The organism is Chitinophaga pendula, from assembly GCF_020386615.1.
Taxonomy (GTDB): Bacteria; Bacteroidota; Bacteroidia; order Chitinophagales; family Chitinophagaceae; genus Chitinophaga; species Chitinophaga pendula.
The window spans coordinates 5,408,134-5,433,144 of sequence record NZ_CP077769.1; the positions used below are offsets into that span (position 1 = coordinate 5,408,134).

Annotated in this window: 15 protein-coding genes; all 15 read right to left on the bottom strand. The window is 47.7% G+C overall.

Annotated features, from left to right (window positions below):
• Positions 1 to 3: 3 nt before the first annotated feature.
• A complete protein-coding gene (locus KTO58_RS19955; protein ID WP_225859841.1) occupies positions 4 to 3,417 on the bottom strand; it encodes a SusC/RagA family TonB-linked outer membrane protein in 3,414 nt (1,137 codons plus the stop codon).
• 102 nt (positions 3,418 to 3,519) lie between these two features.
• On the bottom strand, positions 3,520 to 4,539 hold the full coding sequence (locus KTO58_RS19960; RefSeq protein WP_095837684.1) for a FecR family protein: 1,020 nt from the start codon (positions 4,537 to 4,539) through the stop codon (positions 3,520 to 3,522).
• Between the two features lie 98 nt (positions 4,540 to 4,637).
• The gene (locus KTO58_RS19965) at positions 4,638 to 5,237 is read right to left on the bottom strand and encodes an RNA polymerase sigma factor (RefSeq protein WP_095837683.1); all 600 of its coding nucleotides are present in this window, start codon (positions 5,235 to 5,237) and stop codon (positions 4,638 to 4,640) included.
• 92 nt (positions 5,238 to 5,329) lie between these two features.
• A complete protein-coding gene (locus KTO58_RS19970; RefSeq protein ID WP_095837682.1) occupies positions 5,330 to 5,938 on the bottom strand; it encodes a response regulator transcription factor in 609 nt (202 codons plus the stop codon).
• Between the two features lie 425 nt (positions 5,939 to 6,363).
• A complete protein-coding gene (locus tag KTO58_RS19975) occupies positions 6,364 to 7,773 on the bottom strand; it encodes a sulfatase family protein (RefSeq protein WP_225859842.1) in 1,410 nt (469 codons plus the stop codon).
• 189 nt (positions 7,774 to 7,962) lie between these two features.
• Positions 7,963 to 9,336: an alpha-L-fucosidase gene (locus tag KTO58_RS19980; RefSeq protein WP_095841480.1), complete on the bottom strand. Its 1,374-nt coding sequence runs from the start codon at positions 9,334 to 9,336 to the stop codon at positions 7,963 to 7,965.
• A 212-nt stretch (positions 9,337 to 9,548) separates the two neighbouring features.
• Positions 9,549 to 11,699 (bottom strand): alpha-galactosidase, encoded by a 2,151-nt coding sequence (locus KTO58_RS19985; protein ID WP_095837680.1) that lies wholly within the window; start codon positions 11,697 to 11,699, stop codon positions 9,549 to 9,551.
• A gap of 19 nt (positions 11,700 to 11,718) precedes the next feature.
• Positions 11,719 to 13,503, bottom strand: a complete 1,785-nt coding sequence (locus KTO58_RS19990; protein ID WP_095837679.1) for an alpha-L-fucosidase — start codon at positions 13,501 to 13,503, stop codon at positions 11,719 to 11,721.
• A gap of 1,190 nt (positions 13,504 to 14,693) precedes the next feature.
• On the bottom strand, positions 14,694 to 15,440 hold the full coding sequence (locus tag KTO58_RS19995; protein WP_157752836.1) for a LytR/AlgR family response regulator transcription factor: 747 nt from the start codon (positions 15,438 to 15,440) through the stop codon (positions 14,694 to 14,696).
• Positions 15,441 to 15,617: 177 nt separating this feature from the next.
• Positions 15,618 to 15,917: a hypothetical protein gene (locus KTO58_RS20000; RefSeq protein WP_095837677.1), complete on the bottom strand. Its 300-nt coding sequence runs from the start codon at positions 15,915 to 15,917 to the stop codon at positions 15,618 to 15,620.
• A gap of 453 nt (positions 15,918 to 16,370) precedes the next feature.
• Positions 16,371 to 16,652 carry an HTH domain-containing protein gene (locus KTO58_RS20005; protein ID WP_095837676.1) on the bottom strand — a complete coding sequence of 94 codons (282 nt, stop codon included), beginning with the start codon at positions 16,650 to 16,652 and terminating at the stop codon, positions 16,371 to 16,373.
• Between the two features lie 1,663 nt (positions 16,653 to 18,315).
• On the bottom strand, positions 18,316 to 19,941 hold the full coding sequence (locus KTO58_RS20010) for a T9SS type A sorting domain-containing protein (protein ID WP_095837675.1): 1,626 nt from the start codon (positions 19,939 to 19,941) through the stop codon (positions 18,316 to 18,318).
• Positions 19,942 to 19,969: 28 nt separating this feature from the next.
• Positions 19,970 to 20,929 (bottom strand): phage tail-like protein, encoded by a 960-nt coding sequence (locus tag KTO58_RS20015; protein ID WP_095837674.1) that lies wholly within the window; start codon positions 20,927 to 20,929, stop codon positions 19,970 to 19,972.
• 20 nt (positions 20,930 to 20,949) lie between these two features.
• Positions 20,950 to 22,608 carry a hypothetical protein gene (locus tag KTO58_RS20020; RefSeq protein WP_157752835.1) on the bottom strand — a complete coding sequence of 553 codons (1,659 nt, stop codon included), beginning with the start codon at positions 22,606 to 22,608 and terminating at the stop codon, positions 20,950 to 20,952.
• A 187-nt stretch (positions 22,609 to 22,795) separates the two neighbouring features.
• Positions 22,796 to 24,985, bottom strand: a complete 2,190-nt coding sequence (locus tag KTO58_RS20025; RefSeq protein ID WP_225859843.1) for a carbohydrate binding family 9 domain-containing protein — start codon at positions 24,983 to 24,985, stop codon at positions 22,796 to 22,798.
• Positions 24,986 to 25,011: the final 26 nt, after the last annotated feature.

Consider the following 25,011-nt stretch of genomic DNA (forward strand, 5'->3'; position numbering starts at 1 on the left):
TATTTAGAATGAAACATTAACACCTACGGCGAAGGTGCGCGTAGTTGGATAGGAACTCAGTTCGATACCTGCATCCAGGATACCGCTTTTGTTGTTGGTGGAGGCGGCATCATCGATGGCACCACCCGGTAGTTCGGGGCTGAAGCCGGAGTATCGGGTGATGGTGAACAGGTTCTGTGCGGTACCATATACCCGGAAGCTATTAATGCCGATCACTTTGAGGCGAGCAGCGGGGATGGTGTATCCTATTGTCAGGTTATTCAACCGCAGGTAGGAGCCTGTTTCCAGGAAGTAAGAGGAATGGGGCATTCCCAATGTGATCACTCTCGGGTCGGTAGACGAAGGACGATCTGCTTTCCAGCGGGCGTCGGCGTAGGCGGCTTCAATATTATCTGTTGGCTGAGGTCGGAAGATCTTTTTACCATTGTAAATTTTGTTGCCTGCGTTGCCATAGAAATCGGCGGTGAGGTCGAATCCTTTGTAGTTCACACCGAGGTTAAATCCATAGAAACATTTAGGTTGGAAGGTGCCCATGTATTGGCGGTCAGCATCGTTGATCACGCCATCACCGTTGGTGTCCTGATATTTCAGGTCGCCAGGTTTTGCACCCGGTTGGATGGGGTTGCCATTTTTATCCCGGTAGGCATTTATTTCTTCCTGGGACTGAAATACGCCCATGGATTTCAGTATGTAGAAGCTACCTACGGGATAACCGTTGTCGGAGCGGGTTACGAAGCGATTGTCGATGTTACCACCGAGGAGGGCTTGTCCGCCGTTGAGACCTGTGAGTTCATTTTTATTGAAGGTGATGTTCCCCCCTATGCTATATCCCCAATCTTTATTGATGTTATCTTTCCAGTTGAGGGACAGTTCGAAGCCGGTGTTTCTGAAAGATGCGGCGTTGGTGATGTAGGAGTTGTCTGCATCTCCGAGTATGGCTGGTGTGTTGACGATGGTCAATGCATCGGTGGTCTTTTTGTTATAGTAGTCTACTTCACCTGCGAGGCGGTTGTTGAGTAAGGCGAATTCGAATCCGATATCGAACTGGGTGGTTGTTTCCCATTTGAGGTTAGGGTCTTTGATATCTTTGATGGTGGCGCCTAATACTACGTTGTTATCAATGATATATGGGATATTGATGTTGGCGGTAGTGATATAGGCATTGGTCGGGATGTTGTCGTTACCGAGGATCCCCCAGCTACCCCGTAGTTTCAGGAAGTTAAGTGTTTTATTTTCCTTGAGGAAACCTTCTTCGGAGAGTACCCATCCCAGTCCTACTGTCGGGAAGTAGCCCCATTTCTCACGGAATTTGGAGCTACCGTCGGCGCGGAGGGAAGCGCTCAGGAGGTAGCGACCATCGAAGCCATAGTTGACCCTACCTACAAATGATTGCCGGGCATATTTATCGGCGACGTTATTGAGGGTAGACTGAACGTCGGGGTTTCCGAGATCGAGGTACCAGAGGTCTTTGCTTTCGGGTACGTTGATCCTGGATCCTTTGAGCGAGGTGCTATAGAATCCTTCTGTTACGGAGCCGGCGAGTACGGTGAGGCTATGTTTGCCGAATGTTTTATCGAATGTTACGGTATTATCCCATACCCATCCCTGAGAGCGGTATTCTTCGCGGGTGAGGGTGCTGTTTTGAACGCGTTGGTTACCTCCTGCGGCGAGGAAAGTTTTGTCGTCGTTATCAAACTTGTACAGGTATACTCTGTCGTTGCCGAATTTGATGTCTGCGTTGAAAGCGGATCGGAATTTCAGGAATGATACCGGATTGAATTCCAGGCCGAGGTTGCCCTGGAAGCGGCTTTCCTGGCGGGTATCATTTCTTTTATTGAGTGCCAGTAATGGGTTGGTCACATTACCCCATCCGGAGGTGTTACCATATCGGCCACCATCTTCTGCTTTAACGATGGGCGCGGCGCGGTAGATGCTGCGATAGGTATCTTTCAGTTCTACGTCTCTGCCATCGGCGCGGGAGTATGACAACTGTGAGGACAGTTTCCATTTGTCGGAGAGGTTGACATCGTTGTTGGCGCGGAAGGTGAAGCGGCGGAAGTTGTTAGTTTGAATGATACCATCTTCCTGGATGTATCCACCGCTGAGGAAGTAGGTATGTTTATCGGAGCCCCCTGCGACGGACAGGTTGTGATTCATCTGAAATGCGTTGCGCAGTACTTCTTTATACCAGTTAGTGGTGCCACCGTAGACGTATCCATCGTTGATAGGATCTTTTCCGGGGGCGGTTTCTTTGAGGAAGTCGATGTACTGATTTCGGTCTGCCATTTTCACGAGGTTGGCAGGTTGGCGGAAGCCTACGTTGGCATCATACCTCAGTTGTGTTTTGCCTGCTTTTCCTTTGCGGGTGGTGATGATGATAACGCCGTTGGCGGCTCTTACACCATATATGGCTGCGGAAGCATCTTTGAGGATGTCCATGGTGAGGATATCGGCGGTGCTGATATTGCGGATGTCATCTGTGAGTACACCATCTACTACGTAGAGGGGGTTGGCACCAGCCATTACGGAGCCGGTACCGCGTACCCTGATCTGCGGTTGTGTGTTGGGCTGACCGGAGGAGATGACCTGTACGCCAGCTATTTTACCCTGTGCGGCCTGTGTGGCGGTTAGGACCGGTTGTCTGGACAGTTCTTCTCCTTTAACAGAGGAGATGGATCCTGTCAGGTCTTTTTTGCGTTGGGTGCCATAGCCGACCACTATCAGTTCCTGGAGTTGGCTTTCGCCGGACTGCAGGGTGATGCTGATCTCTTTTTTTCCAGCCAGTGGTACTTCCTGAGCGAGATATCCTACATAGGATACCTGTAGTACATCTGCACCTGGAGGTACATTAAGAGTGAAGCTGCCATCGGGACCGGTGGTGGTACCAGCGCTGGTACCTTTGACACGGATGGTTACGCCCGGCAGGCCGGTACCCTCTTTGTCGGTTACTTTTCCTTTGACAGGTTCATTTTGTGTTACATGATCGGTCACAGCAGTGGTTTCCTGCAGGTTGTGACCCGATGTGTTGGGTGTTGCATTGGGTGGCAGCGCGGTGGAGGTTGCTGCCTGGATGACATAGACACGTTGTTCTATTTGTTTATACCGCAGCTGCAGGGGAGGCAGTATTACGGACAACAATTCATCCAGGGGGCGCGTCTGATTGCCCAGGGCTGTGGCCGGTACTGTTTTACCGGAGACGAGGCGTGCATTGTAGGCGAAGCTTACCTTATAGGATTGCTCCAGTTGTTCGAGGACCTTTTTTAGTGATAAAGGTGTGTCTTTAGAAGAGGGCGGTATAGGTTGTTCTGGTTGTTGTTGCGCCCGGTGAAAGGCCAGATCCTGTGCATAGAGCGGCGAGGCCGTGGTCAATGCAAGTACCAGCATGACACCCCCGGCATAAGTACCTGTTATTTTCATAACGATGAATTTTTAGATATATACAGTAGAATAGTGTGCGACATTTTGTTCAAATAGTTCACATTGTGGAATAAAAAAACAGCGTTGATCTGCGGCGGTTTGTCAGCGGCTCAGCAGATATGTGCTATCATCTTGTTTGCTCAATTGCAGGCTGAAAGCTTCCTGTATTGCTTCCAGTGCGAGGTTATAGTCAGGTTGTTTTAGTTTGATGCTGAATAGTTCCTGTTCTAGTGCTGGGTCAGCAAATTGCAGGCGGATACCGAACCGGCGGTAGAGTTCTATGGCGACCTCTTCGAGGGTAGCGCGATCGAACGCTAATTCATGTTGTAACCAGGTGATATATTCTATTGGTTTAACCCGTTCTTTTGTATAGTTTTTTTCGCCTTTGCGGAATGCTACCATTTCACCCGGTTCCATGATGATGCGTGCCTGTTGGCGTTTCACATCCTGGAGTGCGATCTTTCCGCTTTCCAGTACGACGCTGGTGCGGCCATTGTAATTATTGACATTAAATTCCGTGCCTAACACTTCAATATTCAGGGGGCCTGCATGTACGGTAAAGGCAGCTGCGTCGGTGGTTTGTTCTTTTACTATAAAGTACGCTTCTCCGTCCAGCCATACTTCTCTTTTTTTGCCAGCGCTGTGAAATACGGAGGTATGCAGTTGGGAATGGGGAGCTAGTATTACGACGGTGCTGTCTGGCAAGGTGATTTTTTTACTTTCGCCGAATGTGCTGGTGTATATAACCTTTTCTTCCGGGCGGAGCCACCAGTAGGAAGCGAAAGCCAATGCGATGATAGCGGCAGCGGAGGCAACCCGGTACCATTTGAACCGGCGGGTATTTAAGGTTGGGGCCGGTTCTGGGAGCATGGTGTCCATTTTCTCGTGCAGGGCATGCCAGATGCGATCATAGCTTTGTTCCGGCATTTTGTGTTGCTGGTATTCCAGGGATAACATGATATTGCGAGCTTCTTGCAGTACGGCTTTTTTCTCCGGATATAGTTGCTGCCATTCTTCCCAGAATAATTTATTTTCTGTGTCGGGGTGCAGCACCCATTCCATAAAAAAGTCGTCCGTAAGAAAATCTTCTACTGTAAAGTCTGCATAGTCCTTCCATTCCATGAGCGATCGCCTGTTTGTACCTGCTATAGAGGGGAGGGTTATTGATTTTATCCCTTTGTATTACAATTTTTTTTTGAGGGGCGCTGCGGAGGGGGATATTACCAGGACCAGGAGAGGGATATGATGGCGGATGAGAGGAGCCATAGGGGGAAGTCGACTAATTTTTGCCGCAGTTTACCGAAAGCTTTATAGACCATTTTATAGACGGATCGCTGGTCGATGTGCATGATGGCGGCGATATCTTCAAAGGGGAGGTTTTCGTAGAAGCGCAGGTAGAGTACTTCTTTCATGCGGGCGGGCAGGATATTGAGTTCGTGTACGACTTTACGTCTGCGTTCGAGGTGGCTTTGGGATTGTATCAGTTGACTTTCGGGGGATATGACGAGTTCGAAGTTGCTCAGTGGGGATGTGGAGGTGTCTATGTTGGTTGTTTTGCGTTCGGTGGTTAGTTTTTGGAGGAGGGCGCGGCGATATGCGGTGAGCAGGTATGCTTTGACGTTATTTACGGGTGATAGTTGCCGGTGGTGTGCGAGGATATATTCAAATATGTCCTGGATGCAGTCTTCTACGAGTGCGGGGGAAGCTGTTTGTTTACGGCCATAGTTATACAGCAGGGGGGCAAACCTGGCGTATATTCTGCCGAAGGCTTGCATGTCCCCATTCAGAAATTCCTCCCAATCTGTTACGGACGTATCCATGCGGGCAATTTACCTGAAATTAGGCAAAGTGCAAAAGCGGGTGATCCGGTGATGTGGTGCGTCTATCTTTTTAGTTGGCTGTGATGTTTTTGTCAGAGTCCGCGAACCAATCTTTCTTTCAATGCTTTAACGATGGCGGCGGAGCGTGTATTCACTTCCAGTTTGCGATAGATATTCATAATATGGGACCGTACGGTCCCTACGCTGATATGACAATGTTCTGCGATCTTTTTGTAGGTGTCTCCGCTGACGAGCCTGCTGAGTACTTCCAGTTCTCTGGACGAGAGTCCGTAGCTATCTACGGGAGGGCGGTGTGCGGCACGCCGGTTAAAGAAGGCGAGGACCTTTTCTACGGCGATCATGTTTGACTGAACGGCCGCTTCATACACTTGGGAGATGAATTCTGACAGGGATACCGGAGGTATCTTTTGTGTGTTGCCACCTTGTACAACCTGTTTTACTTCTTCCTTACCCTCATGTATACTCAGTAGTATGACATTAATATCAGGATAAGCTGCCTTTACAATACTTGCTATTTCAATGGCTGTCATGCCTGGGATGTCTATGTCCATGAATACTATGTTGCATATATCTTTAGCCAGTTGGCTGGCTATTTGCCTGGTATCCCCACGCATACCGGCAATCTCTAAAGCATCCACCATTCCCGCATGACCTGCATCAGTGCGCCGCACTTTTTTCATATATATCTTTTTGGGTTATAATTCTGTTGAAAACCTTATTCCGGGTATCTGCAAGTCTCGAAGGTAGTATGGGGAAAAGCCGGACTACATAGAATACACGGTCTCCATACGGAAACAAATTTGAAACAAATACCCGCAGCAGTCAATCGGATAAGTATATGGTTTTTCTATTGATATTAATTAGCAAATTGTTTTATATTAAAATAATATATAAAACGTAGGCGATAGGTTGATATTATGAGCTTTTCATTTAGAGTATCTGGCTATTAAACAACGATTTACACACGACGATTGGAATATTAGCCCATTGAACCTGTAAAAAGTACATTTCCCACTATGTATCGGCCTGTTGCACAGGATAACGCAGCGGTGGGTAGGTATCTTATAAAGGTCTTTTTAGTTTTGGTTGCCTACAATTATTTTTTTCATTTCAGTTGGGCAGCGGGTCTTCTGGCGGCACCTTTCTGGCTGGTGAGGTCATCTCCCAGCTCTGCTCTATATTTATCTGCTGCTGCCTGTAGTGTTTTAACGACGTCTGGGAATTGTTCTTTGACGTCGAGTGTTTCTCCCGGGTCGTGTCTCATATCGTACAAGGAGAGGCCTACGTTGGTCATAGGCTGTGCGCCGGGGAATCCGTCGTAGCCTGGCAGGTTTTGTTTGTAGGTACGACTGCGATGCGGGAATACGAGTTTCCAGGGGCCTTTATGGATGGCCTGGAGGCTATTTACTTCATAATATACGGCTAGTTCGTCTCTTGGGTTTGCCTGTGTATCATTTATCATCAGTCCATAAATGTCGACGCCATCAATTTTTTTAGCCGGTAATGGTGCTTTACATATAGCGGTGATAGTAGGCAGGAGATCGATGGTAGCGGCCAGTTTGTTGCAGATGGTACCGGCGGGGATATTACCAGGCCAGCGCATGATACAAGGTATGCGGATACCACCTTCCCAGCTGGTCCCTTTTCCTTCGCGTAGGCCGCCGCTACTACCGGCATGGTTGCCATAGGATAGCCAGGGGCCGTTATCGCTGGTAAATACGACCAATGTATTTTTGTCTAGTCCTTCTTTTTTGAGGGTATTCATTATTTCTCCTATTGACCAATCTATTTCCATCATGAGATCGGCGAACAGGCCTTTCCCGCTTTTGCCTGCGAATTTACCGGAGACGGCGATGGGTACATGGGGCATGTTATGTGCCACGTAGAGGAAAAACGGTTGCTTTTTATTTTCCCTGATAAAGCGGCAAGCTCTTTCCGTATACTTGGTGGTCAGTTGTGCCTGGTCTTGCAGGGTGCGTATGTATTGTTGTGTTGTATTGTCCCGGATCAGTGGTAAAGGCGGATATTTTCCACGGTAGGTGGTGGTATCCGGATAGGGTTTACCATCGTAATGTACGGGCCACATATCATTGGAGTAGGGTAATCCGAGGTATTCATCAAAACCCTGTTGCAAGGGCAGGTAGGGTTGTTTGCAGCCCAGGTGCCATTTACCCACCATGCCGGTACGATATCCTTTTTTCTTCAACAGTTCTGCGATCGTTTCTTCGTCGGGGGATAGTGCGATGGGGCTTTCCGGGCTGAGGGCGCCATGGATACCTACCCGGTTAGGGTAGCAACCTGTCAGCAGCGAGGCTCGGGAAGCGGAGCATACGGCCTGGGCGGTATAGAACCGGGTGAATCGCATGCCTTCTGCGGCGAGTCTGTTGATATTGGGTGTGTGCCAGTCTGTGCCTCCATAACTTTCGAGGTCACCATATCCCATGTCATCCATCAGGATGACTATAACATTGGGTTTATCACTGTTCGTTACCGTTTTGAAGCTGGTTATTATCATAACCAGGGCACAAAGGCAACTCAAGATTATCCATTTGTTTTTCATAGTGGTATTTCGACAAAGAGCTAGTTAAGGCTACAATATATAACATAGTAATATTATATCATATACTTTTTTAAAAAAGAGTGCCCCCTTTACTGTACCTGCCGGTGTATAGTAAAGGGGGCTTCTTTTATGGCGCTATCATTATTATTCCAGTATCAGCTCGATGACCGGTATTTCCATATCCGGTTTTCTCACTGGCAGGGAGAGGTTGAGGTCATTGTCTTCGAGGTCTTTGCCATATTTATGATGGCCACCAGGTGCGGAGATACGGATCTCTGAGCCATCATGCAGGAACTGGGCATACTTTACTTTTCCTTTATAGCCAGGAAGGGTAAAGTTTTGCAATGGATAGTCGAGCAGGTGGATATAGAGGCGTTTGGCCAGCGGGTTGTAGGTCAGCAAGGTATTATCCGGGCGTTTGAAGGTAGCCGGGGCTTCGGTACAGCCGTAGATGGCGCGGCCGTTGAAGCGGGTCCATTTGCCCATTTCTTCGAGCGACTGCTGTGCGCGGCTATCGAATACGCCTCTTGCTGTCGGGCCTACATTGAGCAGGACGTTTCCGCCTTTGCTTACGGATTCGATCAGTAGTACGAGCAATTGTTTGGCATCCTTCCAGGTGTATTCATCGCGGTAATATCCCCAGGAGCCGGAAAATGTCTGGCAGGTTTCCCAGGGAAATTTCTGTCCATTGCGGGTAGGCCACTCGGCTACTTTATATTGTTCCGGTGTCATAAAGTCGGCGCCATCGGCGTATTCTCCGAGGTCCAGCCGGTCGTTGACGAGGATATTGGGTTGCAGTTTACGTACCATTTTGATGAGGTCTATTGCATTCCAGTCGTTGTGGTCTTTGCCATTCTTGCCAGGGAAAGAGAAGTCGAGCCAGAGCATATCGATGGTTCCGTAGTTGGTCAGCAATTCTCTGACCTGGTTGTGGAGGTACTGGCGATATTTATTCATGTCGCGGCCTTTATTGAGTGCGGTGTAGTCGTTACTGTTATCCGGGCGTTGGGGATGGTTGTTATCGACTGTGTAATCGGGATGATGCCAATCTATCAATGAGTAGTAAAAGCCTATTTTCAGTCCTTCTGCGCGGAATGCCTCTACCCATTCTTTGACCAGGTCGCGGCCTATCTGTGTGTTAGTGGCTTTGTAGTCGGTATATTTAGAATCGAACAAGCAGAACCCTTCATGGTGTTTGGTGGTGATGACGGCATACTTCATACCGGCTGCTTTTGCCATCCTGGCCCATTCTTTCGGGTTATAGAGATCGGGATTGAACTGATCAAAGTATTTCTGGTAGGCGCTGTCGGTGATGCGTTCGCGGCTTTTCACCCATTCATGCCTGGCAGGTAAAGCATATAATCCCCAGTGTATGAACATGCCGAAGCGATCGTTCGTCCACCAAGCCATACGTTTTTCCTTTTGCTGCGGGGTTTCACTGAATATTTTTTTCTCCTGCGCCTGTGTGTGTATAATGGAGCAGAACATCAGGAACCATAGTAAGTAATTCTTTTTCATTAGCGTATTTTTTTGCAATTGAATGGTCATTCATTATGTCAGGATATAGTATACAGGCCATAATTGGTGGTGTACTTCCTTACAGGCGGGTCATTTATCCATGCCGTTGATAGCTGATCGTTTTCATTCGTGGAACCTGCTTCACTGTTCGTATCGAAGATCGATCATCCTGCCAATTATTTTTGATATTGAATTCACCAATGTTGATACGATCATTTTATCAGCAGCCAGGTATAGTTGTTTGCCGGGATAGAAATGGTAAGATGAATGTTGTGTTGCCGATCGAGCGGATACGATCTTGCGGGGCCTCCTTTTATACTCACGGTCGCTTTATCGGTGAGACCGGTGTAGTATAAGGGGATGCTGATATTGCGGGTAATGGGTACGGGAAGCGGATTGTATAACATAGCCAGGCCACGTTCCGGTGCGGAGGGAGCCACATGGAGGATGCCATCCCAGTCGCGGCCATCTGCACGGCGCAGGTGGATGACATCTTCATTGAGTATTTGCCGGTGTATTTTATACCAGTTAATTACCTGTGTTACCAATACCTTTGTACTGTCTGTGTCATAGAGCCGCGGACCACGGTAGCAAGCCTGTATCCCTGCACCATAGTACTGCATCATTAATTGTTCGTAAGCATGCAGGTGGTCTTTCAGTGGTTCCAATGTGGCGGCAGCGCCTCCTCCCTGGTATTGTGTGAGCGGTACAAAACCCCAGCTCATACCCGGCGTCTTTTCCCAGGTACCATCATAGATATTTTGCCGGTTTAATATGATCTGTTGTGCTCTCGGCAGTGAGAAATTCACTTCCCTATATCCCAGTCCTATTTTGTTAGTTCCATCCAGGAAGTACCAATCCGGGGCATTGACATATACGCCCATTTCATTCAGATGTCGATAAAATGCCTTTTGCAGTTCCATCTGTTTCCATTGAGAATCCTTTACGTCATGGTGTCCCGGATGTGTAACCGAAGCACATATATCTCCCGGATAGGGTCCATCATTTTCAAATATGTCAAAGCCTGTTGTGGCAATGAAATGTTTTATTTTCTCCAGGTATGATAGTCCCCACTTGCTGCCGAGGCAGGGGGCGTTGTTAAAAAAGGCGCCGCCAGGTTTGCCGGTGGCGGGGTTAATGACGTCGTCCTCATCGCTGATGCGGCGGCTGGAGAACAGGGAATAGCCACCCAGCAATACCTGTTTACTATGAGCGTAATCGGCCAGCGATTTAAATTTTTGCCTATTGGCAGCGCTGGTGTCTTCCATATTCAGTCCGCTTCCGAAGCTGAGTATTACGCCTTCATAGCCTGTAGCTGCACATTGATCGATGACGCTGCGTACCTGTGCAGGGTCGGTACTGATGAGGTGCATGAAGACGGGATTCTCTGTTGTCCAGGGTGCAATGGTGCGATACATACGCCGCTGTGCCAGGCCATTTCTTTCTCGATCGTAGCTGTCAAGTAATAGTTCGTAGGTACGAATGGAGCTAAATGACTCTCCGGCAGGCAAACTCGTACCGACGGGTATAGCAGGGTGTACTTCCAGCAGACAGGGCGTCTGCAGGTCATAGTTGACCTGAGCGGTGTAAGTAGCATCTGCTTTCCAATGGGTAGTCTGATCGCTCAGGTTTGCTTTCATGGCATTGTTGAAGGCGTAATTGCTTTCAATGTAGAGGCCATGCGGAGGTTTCATCTGGTCTACTTTACCTACTACGGCTGTTTCTTCTTCTACAGTGGCCATTATCTCATTCACGACCTGATCGAGGACCAGCGACCTGCTGCTGCCGTTGATTACCTTCAGCCACTTGCATAGCAAGGGGATGCCATCATATAGCGCGTAATGTACTTCTACGGTATAGTCTTTCAAAGCGGGAGTGGAGGTACGGTAGGTAAAGATCAGTTCTTTTCCGGTTGGCTGCTGTCTGTTGCCGCTCCAGCGGGTGGGGCGCCAATTGACATAAGGGGTGATGTCGGTGATACGGTGCGATATATATCTGAAATCTTCTGTTCCGGCCGTCATACTATCCAGCCAAACAGGGAGCAGATAGGCTTGCTGTGGTTGTCCATAGAGGCCCCCTACATTGTAGTCTTTCCCATTTATCGTCAACCGGGCTTCGGGTTTGACGGCCCTGATCAGCTGTTCGCCGGTGCTTAGATTTTGAAAATCGAAACAAGCTAAATTGGCTCCTATATAAAAGCTCCGTTTTAGCAAGCCATTGGTCATCGTTATTTTATTGCCGGAACGGGAGATCGCTGCTTTAAACGGGCGAGGGTTGATCATCCAGTCTGTTTGCTGCTGTGCAAGGAGGTATGGTAGTAATGTTATCAGCAGAAGGCCTGTTAATAAAAATCTTTTTTTCATTGTTCAGTGTCTGTTTTATTTATGGTTCCAATACTACGCTGCGTAGACGAAACAATTCCTTCCTGCCTGTTTTTGCCGGCTTTATACGGAGGGTGTATTTACCTTTTGCTGGCAACCGGATCACGCCGATACGGTGTTGAATGAATAGCAGAGGGGCGTGCGTATCGTATTCGCCGGTCGGCAGGCTCAGGAAAGACAGCTGTTGACCCGCTATTTCCACGACACCTTCACGGCCTGCCGCGGCGGGAGGGCAGGCATAATCGAGTACTACGCTATAATCGCCTGCCTCCTGTACCAGCAGGGAGAAGGAAAGTGCATCCATGCTATCTTTCATATTGACCAAACATTGTTCATGTTTCCAATCTCCATAGTAGTGAGAGAAAGTGAATACTTTGCTTTGGGTGTTACCGCTGTATTCTGCCGCTACAACCGGTATTTCTGCCGCTTTATATTGCTGGCTGACGGTGCGTGTAGTTGCGGCGGAGCTATCGGGTTGTACCCCCTTGTATTCAAGTTTTATTACGCTACTGCGTGCATCCGGCAAGTCTGGTGGCAATTGTATTTCCAATTCGTCGTTGCGTTGTCTGTAAGGCAATGCAACATTGGTATCCAGCCATCTGACGGCCGTTACTTTTGCCTGCATATACGGTACTATCAGCTTATGATGCGTGGGCATTTGCCATACATGCAGGTAAAGACATTGGAGACCGCTGGTGGTAACGCCCCAGGGTTGAGCGGGGATGAGGCCATATGTTGTATTATAGATGCTTTCTCCATATTTCTTCAGCCATTTACCTGTTTCCAGTAAATACTCGCGGGATTGGTGGGGCCATTGACCGTTACCATCGGGTCCTACGTTCAGCATGAGGTTGCCACGTTTGGAGGCGACATTCGCCAGCAGGCGGATGATAGTGGTTGGTGATTTGAAATTGAGATCATGCGAGATATATCCCCAGGAGTCGTTGTGTGTATATATGGACTCCCATGCTCCGGTGATGGGGGCAGTTGGCACTTCGGAGTCGCCGAAATCCTTATAGTCACCCAGGCCATGCCCTACCCTACTGCTGAACAGGCAGTTGGGTTGCAGCAGGCGCAGGCTATCTATCATCTGTTTTGTTTCTTCTTTAGAGAGGCCTCCTGGCGTATCGAACCAGATGATGCCGAGGGGGCCGTAGTTAGTCAGCAGTTCTTTGAGTTGGGGAATGGCTTTATCCTGATAATATTGCCGGTAGTTTTTCTTTTTGTCGTCGAAGTCCCAGCGATTGCCGCCACCATTTGGTTCGTGCCAATCCTGGAACTGGGAGTAATAGCAGCCGAATTGAACACCTTTTTGTCTGCAAGCCTCGGCGAGTGCTTTGAGTGGATCTTTGGCATACGGGGAGGCACGTACGATATTAAAATCGGAGACTTTGGAATCATACATGCTGAATCCTTCGTGATGTTTGGCGGTGATGACCAGGTATTTGACGCCGGCATCTTTAGCCAGGGATGCCCATTCGCTGGCATTGAAGCCGGTGGGGTTGAAATCATCGGCGATGCGGGCATAGGTCTCGGCTGGTATTTTTGCTCTGTTCATGATCCATTCTCCGCTGCCGTAGTAGCTGCTATCTTTCCATCTACCGCCTAGTTTCGCGTAAAGTCCCCAGTGGATGAACAGGCCAAATTTTGCGTTACGGAACCATTTGAGGCCCGGGTGGGTGGGGTTATTACCTGCTTCTTTCGTCCACATGTCTTTCATATCCTGTGCTGGCAGGAGATGGGCGGTGGTTATGGACAGCAGGAATAGCAATACTATTTTTCTCATAACGATAACTGGAATTAATGCGACGATTAAAAAGTAATGATATATTCCTGTTTGCGCAATCAATGATAGCAGAAAAGACAAAATACTATTACAGTTAGGGAAAAATGGGTATAAAGTGGAGCCTTGTTGAAGGTATAAGATTTAATTTCTCATTAACTTCAGGTTAACAAAACAGTCATAAAATGAATGTAATGTTGCAGCCACGATGGCGGAGTGAGTTGATTATGCTGTTGCTATCAAAGATATTTTCGACCTGGCGGCATGCTGCCGGGGTTTAACCCCTAAAAACCAATATGCTTTAAAAGCGAAGCGAAAAGAGATACCTGTCATATTTGGGCCGGATCATCGCTGAGAGGTGATATGTATCCGGTTGTTGTTAGCTGTACTTTATTCCCCTGTGGTATTTACTACAGGGGTTTTTTATTGTTGCAGGCGGAGGGGTGAAGAGGGTTTGTTACAAATATCGTTTCTGTTAACTTCTGATTAACGCTTTTTGATAAAGACTTCTTTAATATTGCAGCGTCCTTATGGAAACGTATGATATACACCAAACAGCGGCATTAATATGGAATTTTGTTAGTAATACTTACTGATAGTGACCCCGGAATTAAGCAGATGATAGTTTGAAAAATAGTTGCATTGTTTTTAGCGGATTATTTATGGAAATGGAAATTGTGAGGTATGGTGAGCCTGTTGCTTCCATGCTATTGTGATACTCCTGTACACGATGCAATATAATGCTGGTCCCATTTGCTTGCATGGCCAGTATGCCGGCGGTGACCCAAGCATCGCCGTGCGATCGGCTTGTGATAGGGCAGGCCAAGCTACAGTCAGTAATGCTGTAGCTTCCTGGAAAGATGATATTCTATTATAAAGGGAACCTGCTTATGGTCTTCCGTTACGGATGTTGTGCAGGTTATGCCCAAAAGTGATTAATGTTTTACTAGTTCCCTTTTTCTGAGCATTCATAAATAGTTGTGTCCAGGAAATTGATTCTTTTTCCTATTGTAAATGCTACCGGGGTCTCTACCCCGGTAGACTATTTTCACTTTTATTCTAATCGGTTAAGCTATTTATTTTTTTTGGAAAACCGACAAGTACGTTCTCAATAATAAATAGAAGCTCCTGTACGCCCTGTGGTTTTCACCATGGGGGTTGTGCTGTTTTGCTATGTGTGGTTGGGTGTGAGGTTAATTTTGGAGTGGGTTTCTGCTATCTTCTTTCAGTTTGCGGAAGATATCATACTGTCGTTGTAGTTCTTGACTGTAGCCTGGTTTGACGGGTATGGCAACGGCGCCTACCCGTACGATGCCTGTTGTTATCTGATCCACGAAATGGAGGTTGACGATAAAGAGTTTATGTACGCGGGTGAACTGCCATGGAGGAAGGTATGCGTTGATCTGTTCGATACTATCGGTTGTGAATGTCCTGTTTTCTCCATGCAGGATGCAGGTATTTCCTATTACTTCGGTATAGCGCAGGGTATTTATTGGTACCCGGTGGTATTTGTTTTCGTAGTGCACGAAGAAGTGGTCGTGATAGGATTTTTTTTTGATGGGGGTTTCTACTCCTTCGGTCATCACTTTGTAGTAGATCTTTTCAAGGATGTTGGTAATGGTTAGTTTGGTTACGGGAATTTTAAGGATATCTACGTTGAGTATTTCGAATACGTGTTTTCTTTTTTCAGGATAGGTGAGGGTGATGATATTAATGGGTTGGTCGTTGAGCTCTTCTCCCGGATTGGTATCATTAGCAAGTTCGGGAATATTTTTTCCGAGGACGAGAGCGTGAACCATAGTACTGTTCAGCAGGGGCATTGCCTGTTGCAGGGTATCGTATTGCCCGGCTACGTAAACGAATTCCAGGTGGTCGAAGTAATGTCTCCAATGCTGCATGCCCGGTGCTGCTTGTCCGACGATCAAGATAATTAAGCTCATATTGTCTCTTTTTACAGGCGATTGCCTGTTCCCCATTTTATTGCGTGTATTCTTTTATGTTATTGGCGACAGGTATAATAGGGCAGGTGACTGAACAGAAACCTGCTTACTCTAAGAAAACTTCTAATCTAAACCGCGTATTTAAAATGCTTATCGAATCGAAAAAAGGTGATGATATCAATTAGTACCTGGCAGATACGGGTATGCCAATGAGAGTTTGCTGATGGCGAGCCGCTGGGGGATATTTATCCCGAGTTGTCTACCTGTATCTTTTTTGAATGGGCATTGCGTATTTACAATGATGTTACAGAGCTGGCTATCTGTTAAGGATGAACGATAGTACCGTAGCAGGCAGCAGTTCCAGGTAAGGACGGTCCAGTTGACGACCTCTTCAAACTGGGGGTTTAGCTGTACCGTTGTTTTTTTGACAAGGGAGCTTTTCTGGTTTGGGGAGGTATTGTCAGCCGGATCGTTCATTGTGTTTGATTTTTGGCGGGGATCGGCTGTTGTTGGTCAGATCATACCGGCAATAGACGACCACAAAGATTGTGGTGGTTATTTTACGGATAAGGCGATGCCTGTTCCTCCTGTATGCGAAGGTGGGACCGTAACTACACGAGTTTGCCATTAGCAAATAGAGCAATAAATTCTCTTTCTGCAATTTCGAGAAAATAGCAGACCAGATAGTTAATCAATAGTTAAGCGAAAAGTTAATGTTCTGTTATGGATACCGGTATCCATTACGGATATGTGTTCCGGGACATGTCATATTCCGGGTCGCTGAGCTAGTTCGATCCGGCAACAAGGTTTTTTCCAGGATTAACATTTGTCTTTGCTGGTATTGGGGCAAAGATACCGCAATAGCACACACACCGGTATCTACCAGCTACTGCCACTATTGGCCTGTGTCTGTATTTGATCGTGACCGGCTTACCAAAGGAGGAAGCTATAACTGATGGTCAACAGGAGCGTACCGAGCAGGATGCTCTTGTCGAAGCGGATATTGAAGCCGCCTTTTTCTGCATAGTAGTAGCTTTCTTTGTAGCGATCGTATTCGATCGGGGCACCCAATTCCTTCATCATTTTGAGGAATTCGTACAGTGTACGTTCAGAGATCCGCAGCCTTTTGGCCAGCTGGGAGGGTTTACCAGTACCTTTAATCCTAATCAGGTAATCAATGGTCTGTAGTCTTTCGAAATAACGCTTAGGCATGTAGCATAGGGGGTTTAACGGTTAAATGTAAAATATTCAAGTAATTATGAGAACTAAATGGTTTTCAGTCTTCTTAATGTTCGCCTATTATTTGTTTGAGAAATGGATAGTATTTCTCTGCAGGCAGGTTGATGCAGGGTTTACTGCTTCTTGATATTTCCTGTTATTTAGTATGTACAAGCCTAACTTTGCTGCAATTAATATGATTCATATTATCCTGCATAAAAAAGGGTTTTTGAGGGTTCATTTATCTTTTTATTAACTGATTCACAACGTGCTGCAAGCTAAATATTTACAATGCATTATTATTGCAGTATTAAACCTTATATTAAAATAATATTATCCAGCTCACGGGTATAGCTCCAACTGATCGCGACGTTAACATTTAAACAATTGAACCTTAATTATTTGGGTTATTTTATGCTGATTGTGCCGGGAAAAACAGCATAGATATTATGCACAATCGCTACTGAAAGGTAATGATATCATACGACACTTACAACAATAATCTGTCACAGATAGGGGATATACGTTTTTTATTTATTGCATCTGGCAAGGAGATGGCCGTGATAGTGAGGCGCCCCAGGAATAAGGCGCCCTTTGTTCTAACCATTGTTGTTAATCCCTATATCGCTAATATCGTAATGTAGGCCGACATCTTTGTTAAGATGCGGTTAAGCCATTTAATTTTCCTGGGAAGTGTTGCATGTAGTGGGTTTAGCGGGGATATTGCGGGAGAAGAAGCGGAGTGAGGTGGGGGACAAAAAAAAACCGGCGCCCTCAAATAAGGCACCGGGTATTCCATCATCATTTTTCCAATCTATATTAGAACCAGGTCTTTTTCCATATGGACGGTATTATGCTATCCTATGGATTAATATTTTAAGGTAAAATTGGCCTACTTTTTTGTGCAGCCTCCTAACACACATACCATCTATTGCTTTACAATGCCTCTTCTGCATTTTTATTAGTTCCTGCCGAGTAACTTATATGTTGATAATCAAAATGCTAAAGTGAGGCAATTATTTAGTATAAAATAGCGTATTAATACGCTTTTTAGTCCGATGAATAGAATGTAAGTAAGCCTTTGTGATCAAATGTACAAGGGGGTACTGCCGGGAGCAGGCATGTAATACATGTGTCGGGTTATAAATAAAAATACCAGCAGTAAATACTGCCGGCATTTCATTCAATCAAAAACTGTTTTGCGACATAACAACATTTATTTCCTTCTAATATAGTAGTCGTCCATCCCCTTTTGGTACCTATTATAATAGTTTACTTATTGTCAAAAAAAACCTGCCGGTAGATACCCGCAGGCGCAGATCGAAAAACCATTTATTCCCGAGTTTGACTCAAGCTTTTTTCAGGAAGTCCAGTTATGACTGATCGACACCCATCGGGTAGTAGTACAAGCCATATCTAGTATATATGAGACATCCTATTATTGTCTTTCATTGTGAATCAGTACAGCAATAATACGCCAGCAGAATTTGCGATAAGTTAACCGCTCGTTAATGGCCTCATTTTTTTTGCGGAGCACAAAAATGGCTATGGCAGCGAATTGCGGCCGAGAAGAAGGGGTTTTCACGTCAGGATACTGAAATATTACTGCATGTTACATTAACAGCAAGCGGCTATACGACATTGGATAAGGCGGACATTATTCCTGCATAAAGATGAGTTTTTGGACATGCAAGGTATTCTGTTTGTCGTCGAAGATGCGAAGTATATACATACCTTTTTCGAGTCGTCCGACGGGCAGTGCGAAATAGCTGAATGGAGGTCTGGGTTGGGGGAAATTCTGCCAGATAACGGTCCGGCCGATCATATTCAGCAATTCGATTGCTTTTGCGTTGCGTACGTTACCGAAGTAGATATGTAATGTATTTCCTCTAACGGGATTTGGCCAGGCGATGATCTCACCTTTGATATTTTCACCTTTGACGGCGACGATATTGCTATAGAAGAAGGAGCCATCTTTCATCATGACTTTGAGGCGATAGAAGACGAATCCGGGTATGCTTTGTACATCTTTGTAGGTGTAGGTCAGCGGAACGGTGCTATTGCCGTTGCGTGCCCTGGAAGGTATATAGGCGATGGCGGCGAAGCCGGTATCTTCCGGTTGGCGGCGTTGCAATTCAAATCCATCGCAGCCTACTTCCCTACCGGTGATCCATCTCAGCAATACAGTATCGGTGGCGCTGCGATAGCCACCGAAAAAGTCGAGTATTGTTTTGAGCGGGTTGTTCGTGCGTTGGGCGACAAATTTTGTAAAGTAGGAGATATTGGGAAGCTGATCGACTGTTTTGGTATTGATGGCTCCCAGCGGATCTGGTGTACCGGTGGTAAATATGTTGGGGGATTCGGGGACATGTTGGTCTCCATTGTTTTCCCAGCTACCGTTAACGAAGCGGGCGATATATGCACTGAAGCGATTCGGGCTAAAAATGGCGCCTTCGTCGGCGACCTGATGTGCCAGTGCCATAAAGATCCTGGCGCCGGGGCGATCGGTGGCGAGCTCCCAGGTGCGGGCGACACTTTCATCCCAGAGGCTGTCGCCGCTGGTTACCAGGCTACGGACATCTTCCCATACGCTGGCACCGAATTGAGCAGGAACGTCGGCGGTGCGTACTACCAAGGGGGTGTAGCTACCCGGTCTTGTTCCCAGTGGGAATACGACATGCATATCTGTTGCCGAGATGCGATGACGGTAGAGACGGCCGCCACCGAATGCGGAGTCGGTAACGATGAAATGTTCGGGCGAGTAATGTAGTATTTCGCCTGGAGAGAATTGGCCGATGACGAGGTTCCAGCCGTTCAGGAACAGGTGGCCTTTGACCAGGTCGAGGGTACGGTTGATACGGAGATCATTGAGATCTTCCAGCCAGAGGCCTTGCTCCCCTTCTATTTTTATGCCCGGAAAGGAAGCACCGGACTGCAAGGTAGCGTTGTATCCACCTGCTACCCATTGGCGGGTACCGATACCGGTGAGAGGATTGGGTTGTATGAACCGGACGAAACCTCCTGTTCCGCTTATGCCATCGCTGCTTTCGTCGGTGATGCGACCTTGTGTGTCGTTGGCCCAGCGGGTGCCATAGAAGTTGATAATGGAACCTGCCGGGCTGAATATGCGACCATTGTTAATAATGTTCCCGTATATAGCGATGGTATCCTGCGGATGTGCGTATACTCTGCCTTCGGCAGGTATATAGATGGCTGATTGTGCGCTGGTATTGTACCAGTCGCACAGTAGCAGGATCAGCCATAAACAGTAGCGATATCGCATATATGAATACTAGTACGGTTATTTATCCTCAGCGAATAAGTGTGAAATAATAATTCATCGCGGGGGGATCGATCCCTGCGGCAGGATTTGTTGTTACTGAGCCCAGCAGCGGGATACCTAACAATGTTACCCCATTGAATGCGTAGGTGGTTTGGTTTTGGTTTACGAACATCACCTCTACGACTCCTGCTGATTTAACATAGCTGTATGCGATCACGCAATTGTCTGGCAGGGATTGGCTGGGGGTAACGATGACGCTGGCTCCTACTACTGCGGAGGGAACAGTGAAAGCTACTCTGAGAGAGCCATTGCCTGTTATCACTGGTACGTCGTAGTTGACGGTGGCCCTGTTGACCGCGGTGAGGGCGGTACCTGTGCTGCCGATCTGGGTGGTACCATTGACTACTGCATTGGCACTCATTGTGGTATTGCCTGTAACGGCGAGGGTGCCACCTACGGTTTCGTTGCCGGTTACGCTGACGTTGCCACTGAAGGTTTTATCGCCTGTGAATGTCTGGGCGGTTGTACTCACGACACCTCTGGCCGTTGCTGCGGCATCGGGGATATTGAGGGTATGCGTACTGCCTGCGCTGGAAAATCCGATCGCAGATGCGGTATTATTTGACACGGCAAAAGCCTGTGCAGCAGTAGTGAGACCGTTGAGCGACTGGATATAAGAGGACGGCAGGGATGATGTTTCTGCCAGCCGTGCCCATACTCCACCTTTGCGTATGCGCAAGCTATTATCCGACGTGAGGAATATCATCATGCCGGTAGGGGTAGCTGGTAGCAATGCATTGATCGCTGCGGTATCCGTAAGTCTAGGCAGTAATAGTCCCTGGTTGCTACTACTTAATTCCAGCAGTGCTGTTTTTGATATTACAGCGGGGTTATCACCTAATTTCAGCTGCTGTGCATCTGCTTTCATCCACATCCATAGCAACAGGAACAGGCATACGCCTGTGCGCCTTAATTTGCGTACGACCATATACGTTATTTAATGCGCTTTTACTTGCGGATGACGTACCAATTAGCGCCGTCTGTCTGAATAGTTACGGAAGTCCAATCGTTGTATATAATATAGGAAGTAGCCCCTTCTATCTGGCCGGAGGTAGGTGTAATGGTCAGGGCGTTATCAATACCGCCGCCTATTTTTTTGATATTATACATACGACCATTTTTACCGCTAACGGCTGGTAGCTGTACGGTTACGGCGCCCCCTGAGGTATTTACCAGTACGGTGTAATCGGTTTCTGTGATGGTACCTGAGGAAGTGAGGGAGCGTATGTTCATGGCTACGGAGCCGGTTACCTGCAGGGTAGAGTTAGGGTTGCTGCCGGAGGCACCTATTACGGCACTTGAGCCGACGGCCAGGGTATCTCTCAATGTTTTAAAGCCTGCCAGTGTCTGTGCTCCAGTGGTAATGACACCTCTTGCGGCAACGGCAGCATCGGGGACATTGAGTGTGATGGTATTGGTGACGCTGGTACTATCGAGTGCGATATTGTTACCGGCGGTTCCTGTTTTGAGGTGGATATCTGGTCCTTTTTGTCCATTGACGCTGGTGATGGCACCTTCGAATGCGGAAGGGGATAACGCTTTTTTCTCGATGTTGCCGGTGGTGGTATTGCGTATGAGGACGGTGTTTTCGGTAGTGGCGGCATCTGCGGGAGCGGTGGTTAAAGTGAGTCCCCCTCCTACTATGGCGTTGCCGCTGATCCTTGCGCCGGTGGCGGCTAAACCTCCACTGGCATATAAGCTATCGAGGAAAGTCTTGGGGCCTTTCAGTTGTTGAGGAAGTATGCTGATGGCGCCCGGATTAGCAGCATCTGCGGGGGTGAGGGTGAGTACACCGGTGGTGGGATCGAGTACCAGTCCTGCAGGAGATGATGCGGTGCCAAATGCGCCGACGGTGATGGCTCTTTGTTTGCTGCTGAATGCCAGCCAGTCGTCGTAAGTGAGGAGACCCGTTTTTTGAGTGGTGGCGTTTACTTTAGGTATGTTAACGGTGATCGTACTATCTACATCGTTGGCAGTAACGCCCAGGGCGGCATTGGCGGTATCAGTACGAATGGTGATACCTCTGCGCGACAGGCCATTGAGTGAGCGGATGGCGTCGTCGAAGGCCGCGGTAGATAAGGAGCGTTTACTTACATTACCGGTAGTAGGATCTATCACCAGTACGCTTACCAATGTACCATTAACGGGTACCTGTTTCAAGGTAATGCTTTGATCGGCATTGACACGTATGGCCTCTGTGCCGGCTGTACGTATGGATAGTCCTTGAGCGTCGGTGGTACCGATGTAATTGGTGGTAGGGTTCGTACCCGTGTTGCCGGTAGTAGACCAGTTATTTTGGGTAACGACACCCAGTTCGGCCAATTTGGCCCACACGCCGTTACGGCGTACGCGGAGACTGGCATCACCAGTAAAAAATATCAGCATACCATTGGGGGCGGTGGTCAATGGTGCTGCCAGCGTATCCGGTATACGCGGCAGGAGTAAACCCTGTCTGAGGCTCTCTAATTCGAGGATCGAGGCTTTGTTAATGGTAGCCGGGTTGTCACCAATTTTCAGCTGAGCTTTGAGGGATCCTGACATTAATAGGAGCGTCAGGATAGTCGCCACAAGTAAATGCGGTTTTACACGAGCGTAGAAGGTTATCATATGAGATGTTTTTGGGATGCAGGTATTTTTGGGGACTGCTCAGATAAAACATCATTATCCTCAAAAAAGTTGAAACGAAGTATAAAATGGGGATCGCAACACTATTAAAATAGCTGAAAATCAATAATATTTCATGCTACTTTTTTTAAAAAAAGCAGGCACATCTATTTATTCTCTCAATAAAACATTACAGGTTAAGCCAATAGACGAGTTTTACCACGAGCGCCCTGTTCTTCACAAAAAATGGTTCAGGCAGGTAGTTATCGGTATACACGACGAACAAGTCTGAAGCAGGTCTATACCGCCACTGGAAGCGGGTGTTGAGGTTCATATTTTTCAGTTGTTCATTGTATTGTACAAAACCTGTAAAAAAGAGTGTATTCGTCATTGTTACATCCACCCGAGGTCCTACTAACCAGAAGGAGTTATGTTTCCAAGGTGTGGGGAGTTGTATATCGTTGTATGTGGCGCTCAGGGCGATGCTCACATAAGGTTGAAAGCGATATCCCAGTTCTGTTGCGAGGGTGAGGCGTTTACCATCTGCGTAGTAGCCCCCATATCGTCCGGAGAAGGAATAGGTGAACAATCGTTGTGGCATGGATACATAGTCGGCGCCGACGGTATTCCAGCTGTGGCGAGTACCTGCAGACAGGCTGTCTTTACCGGTGTTGGTAGGATCGAATGGTGTGAGCAATTCGATAAAGCTGTTAGCACCCCATAGGGTAAGGGTATTCCGCTTGCGGAACACGAAAGCGTATGACAGTTGTGTTTCGTTGTCTGTACGATGCATCTTCTCATTGAAGAAGGCGGTGGAGGTAAGCTGGGGGCCGTGGCTCAGCACAGGGCCGGTGCGTGGGAAGAACAGGCGGGTGATCTGCGGGGCCATTTTGATGTAGCCTTTACGCGGTACGTACCCTACTTCGGCGTTGTAATTACGGCCGACATATTCATGTTGCCAGCCCACGTTCCATTGTTTACTAGTGTATTGCAGGTTGGCAGCGTGGGTCCAGTCGTGGTTGCTGACGCCCGGTGTAAAGGATTTCAGCACGAGGGCTTTTCCTGTCCAGAAGTTATTGGAAGAGGCCAGGTTGTATTCCAGGCCGAAGTTGCGGTTGTATCGGTTATAGATGGGTTTATCGACGATTTTATCGGGGTCATAGTTCAGTGATTCTTTGTTGATGAACAGGAAGCCGACATTGGAGCGGGCGAACACTCTGCGTTGGAGGGCTGCTACGGTAAAGTTTTGTGCCGGCAGTCCTTGTTTGCTATCTGCGCCTGTTTGCATATTCATTAGGCCGAGGCGCCAGTTACGATTCAGTTTTCCGCTAAGGCGGGCACCGAAATGAATGGGCACTCCGAGTCCTATGCGGCGGGAGAAAAATGGTCGCAGGGTGGCATAACCGAAGTTGGTGAACTGGTCACCATTTTCCAGGAAGAACTGCCTGCGTTCGGGGAAGAATAATTCGAAGCGGTCGAGGTTGGTCACCTGTTTATCCACGTCTACCTGTGAGAAGTCGGGATTGACGGTAAGGTCCAGGTTCAGGGAGGAAGTGACGGCGACCTTGGCATCTACTCCGCCATCGAATTTGTATTTGGTAGCGGTATTATTGGAATAATCTTTTGTGACCCTTCCGAGGCCGTATGGGATGATGGAGATGTTGGTACCCGGGTCGGGAGGAGGGGTATCCCACACGAGCGTGCCGGTGTATGCCAGTGCGGCGGTGGCGAACTGTCGTGGCACGGGGGCCCAGGCGCTCTTTTCGGTCGTTTTAAGGTCGTTGCGGCCGAAGTTGATTCCCCAGCGGGTGATTCCTTTTTTATACCGGATGGTTTTAAACGGGATTGCTGCTTCAAATATCCATTTGTCTTCGTAGTTCTTCACTACGGAAGTCCATTTATTGTCCCAGCTCAGGTCTACCTTACTACCATCATACATGAGGCCATCCCATTGGGCGCCGGCTGCGTTGGCGCCGAAGGAGAAGCCATTGGTTTGGTCGTCGAAGGTATCCATAAAGAGGAGGAAGTTATCGTTTTTCAGGAAAGCGAAGTCCCGGCGGAGGGATTCTACCATGTACGGGCCTTTTCCCACTTTATGATTAATAACGAGCAGATAAAGGTTCTGCTGGTCGTAAGTCATACGTACTTCTGTACGGACTTTTGCCAGGCTGGTATCCATTGGCAACACCATGTGAAAATCGGAGGTACGGTCGGCGGTTGCCCAGGCGGCATCATCGGGTATACCATCTATTACTACGGGTGTAGTGGTTTTGCGGATATGCAGTTGCCATGCTTCGTTCTTCTTTTTTTGCTGTGCGTGCAGCCATTGCCAGGTCAGGAAACATACAGACAAGCATATGATACGTGGAATCCGTCTCAAGGTAATTGTGATTTCGGTTTGACAAC

What these genes read in the sequence shown, in the direction of transcription:
- KTO58_RS19990 (WP_095837679.1), bottom strand. Translation starts at nt 13,503, where the DNA reads ATGAGAAAAATAGTATTGCTATTCCTGCTGTCCATAACCACCGCCCAT.
- KTO58_RS20000 (WP_095837677.1), bottom strand. Translation starts at nt 15,917, where the DNA reads ATGAACGATCCGGCTGACAATACCTCCCCAAACCAGAAAAGCTCCCTT.
- KTO58_RS19960 (WP_095837684.1), bottom strand. Translation starts at nt 4,539, where the DNA reads ATGGAATGGAAGGACTATGCAGACTTTACAGTAGAAGATTTTCTTACG.
- KTO58_RS20005 (WP_095837676.1), bottom strand. Translation starts at nt 16,652, where the DNA reads ATGCCTAAGCGTTATTTCGAAAGACTACAGACCATTGATTACCTGATT.
- KTO58_RS19965 (WP_095837683.1), bottom strand. Translation starts at nt 5,237, where the DNA reads ATGGATACGTCCGTAACAGATTGGGAGGAATTTCTGAATGGGGACATG.
- KTO58_RS19985 (WP_095837680.1), bottom strand. Translation starts at nt 11,699, where the DNA reads ATGAAAAAAAGATTTTTATTAACAGGCCTTCTGCTGATAACATTACTA.
- KTO58_RS19980 (WP_095841480.1), bottom strand. Translation starts at nt 9,336, where the DNA reads ATGAAAAAGAATTACTTACTATGGTTCCTGATGTTCTGCTCCATTATA.
- KTO58_RS20020 (WP_157752835.1), bottom strand. Translation starts at nt 22,608, where the DNA reads ATGATAACCTTCTACGCTCGTGTAAAACCGCATTTACTTGTGGCGACT.
- KTO58_RS19995 (WP_157752836.1), bottom strand. Translation starts at nt 15,440, where the DNA reads ATGAGCTTAATTATCTTGATCGTCGGACAAGCAGCACCGGGCATGCAG.
- KTO58_RS19975 (WP_225859842.1), bottom strand. Translation starts at nt 7,773, where the DNA reads ATGATAATAACCAGCTTCAAAACGGTAACGAACAGTGATAAACCCAAT.
- KTO58_RS19955 (WP_225859841.1), bottom strand. Translation starts at nt 3,417, where the DNA reads ATGAAAATAACAGGTACTTATGCCGGGGGTGTCATGCTGGTACTTGCA.
- KTO58_RS20010 (WP_095837675.1), bottom strand. Translation starts at nt 19,941, where the DNA reads ATGCGATATCGCTACTGTTTATGGCTGATCCTGCTACTGTGCGACTGG.
- KTO58_RS20015 (WP_095837674.1), bottom strand. Translation starts at nt 20,929, where the DNA reads ATGGTCGTACGCAAATTAAGGCGCACAGGCGTATGCCTGTTCCTGTTG.
- KTO58_RS19970 (WP_095837682.1), bottom strand. Translation starts at nt 5,938, where the DNA reads ATGAAAAAAGTGCGGCGCACTGATGCAGGTCATGCGGGAATGGTGGAT.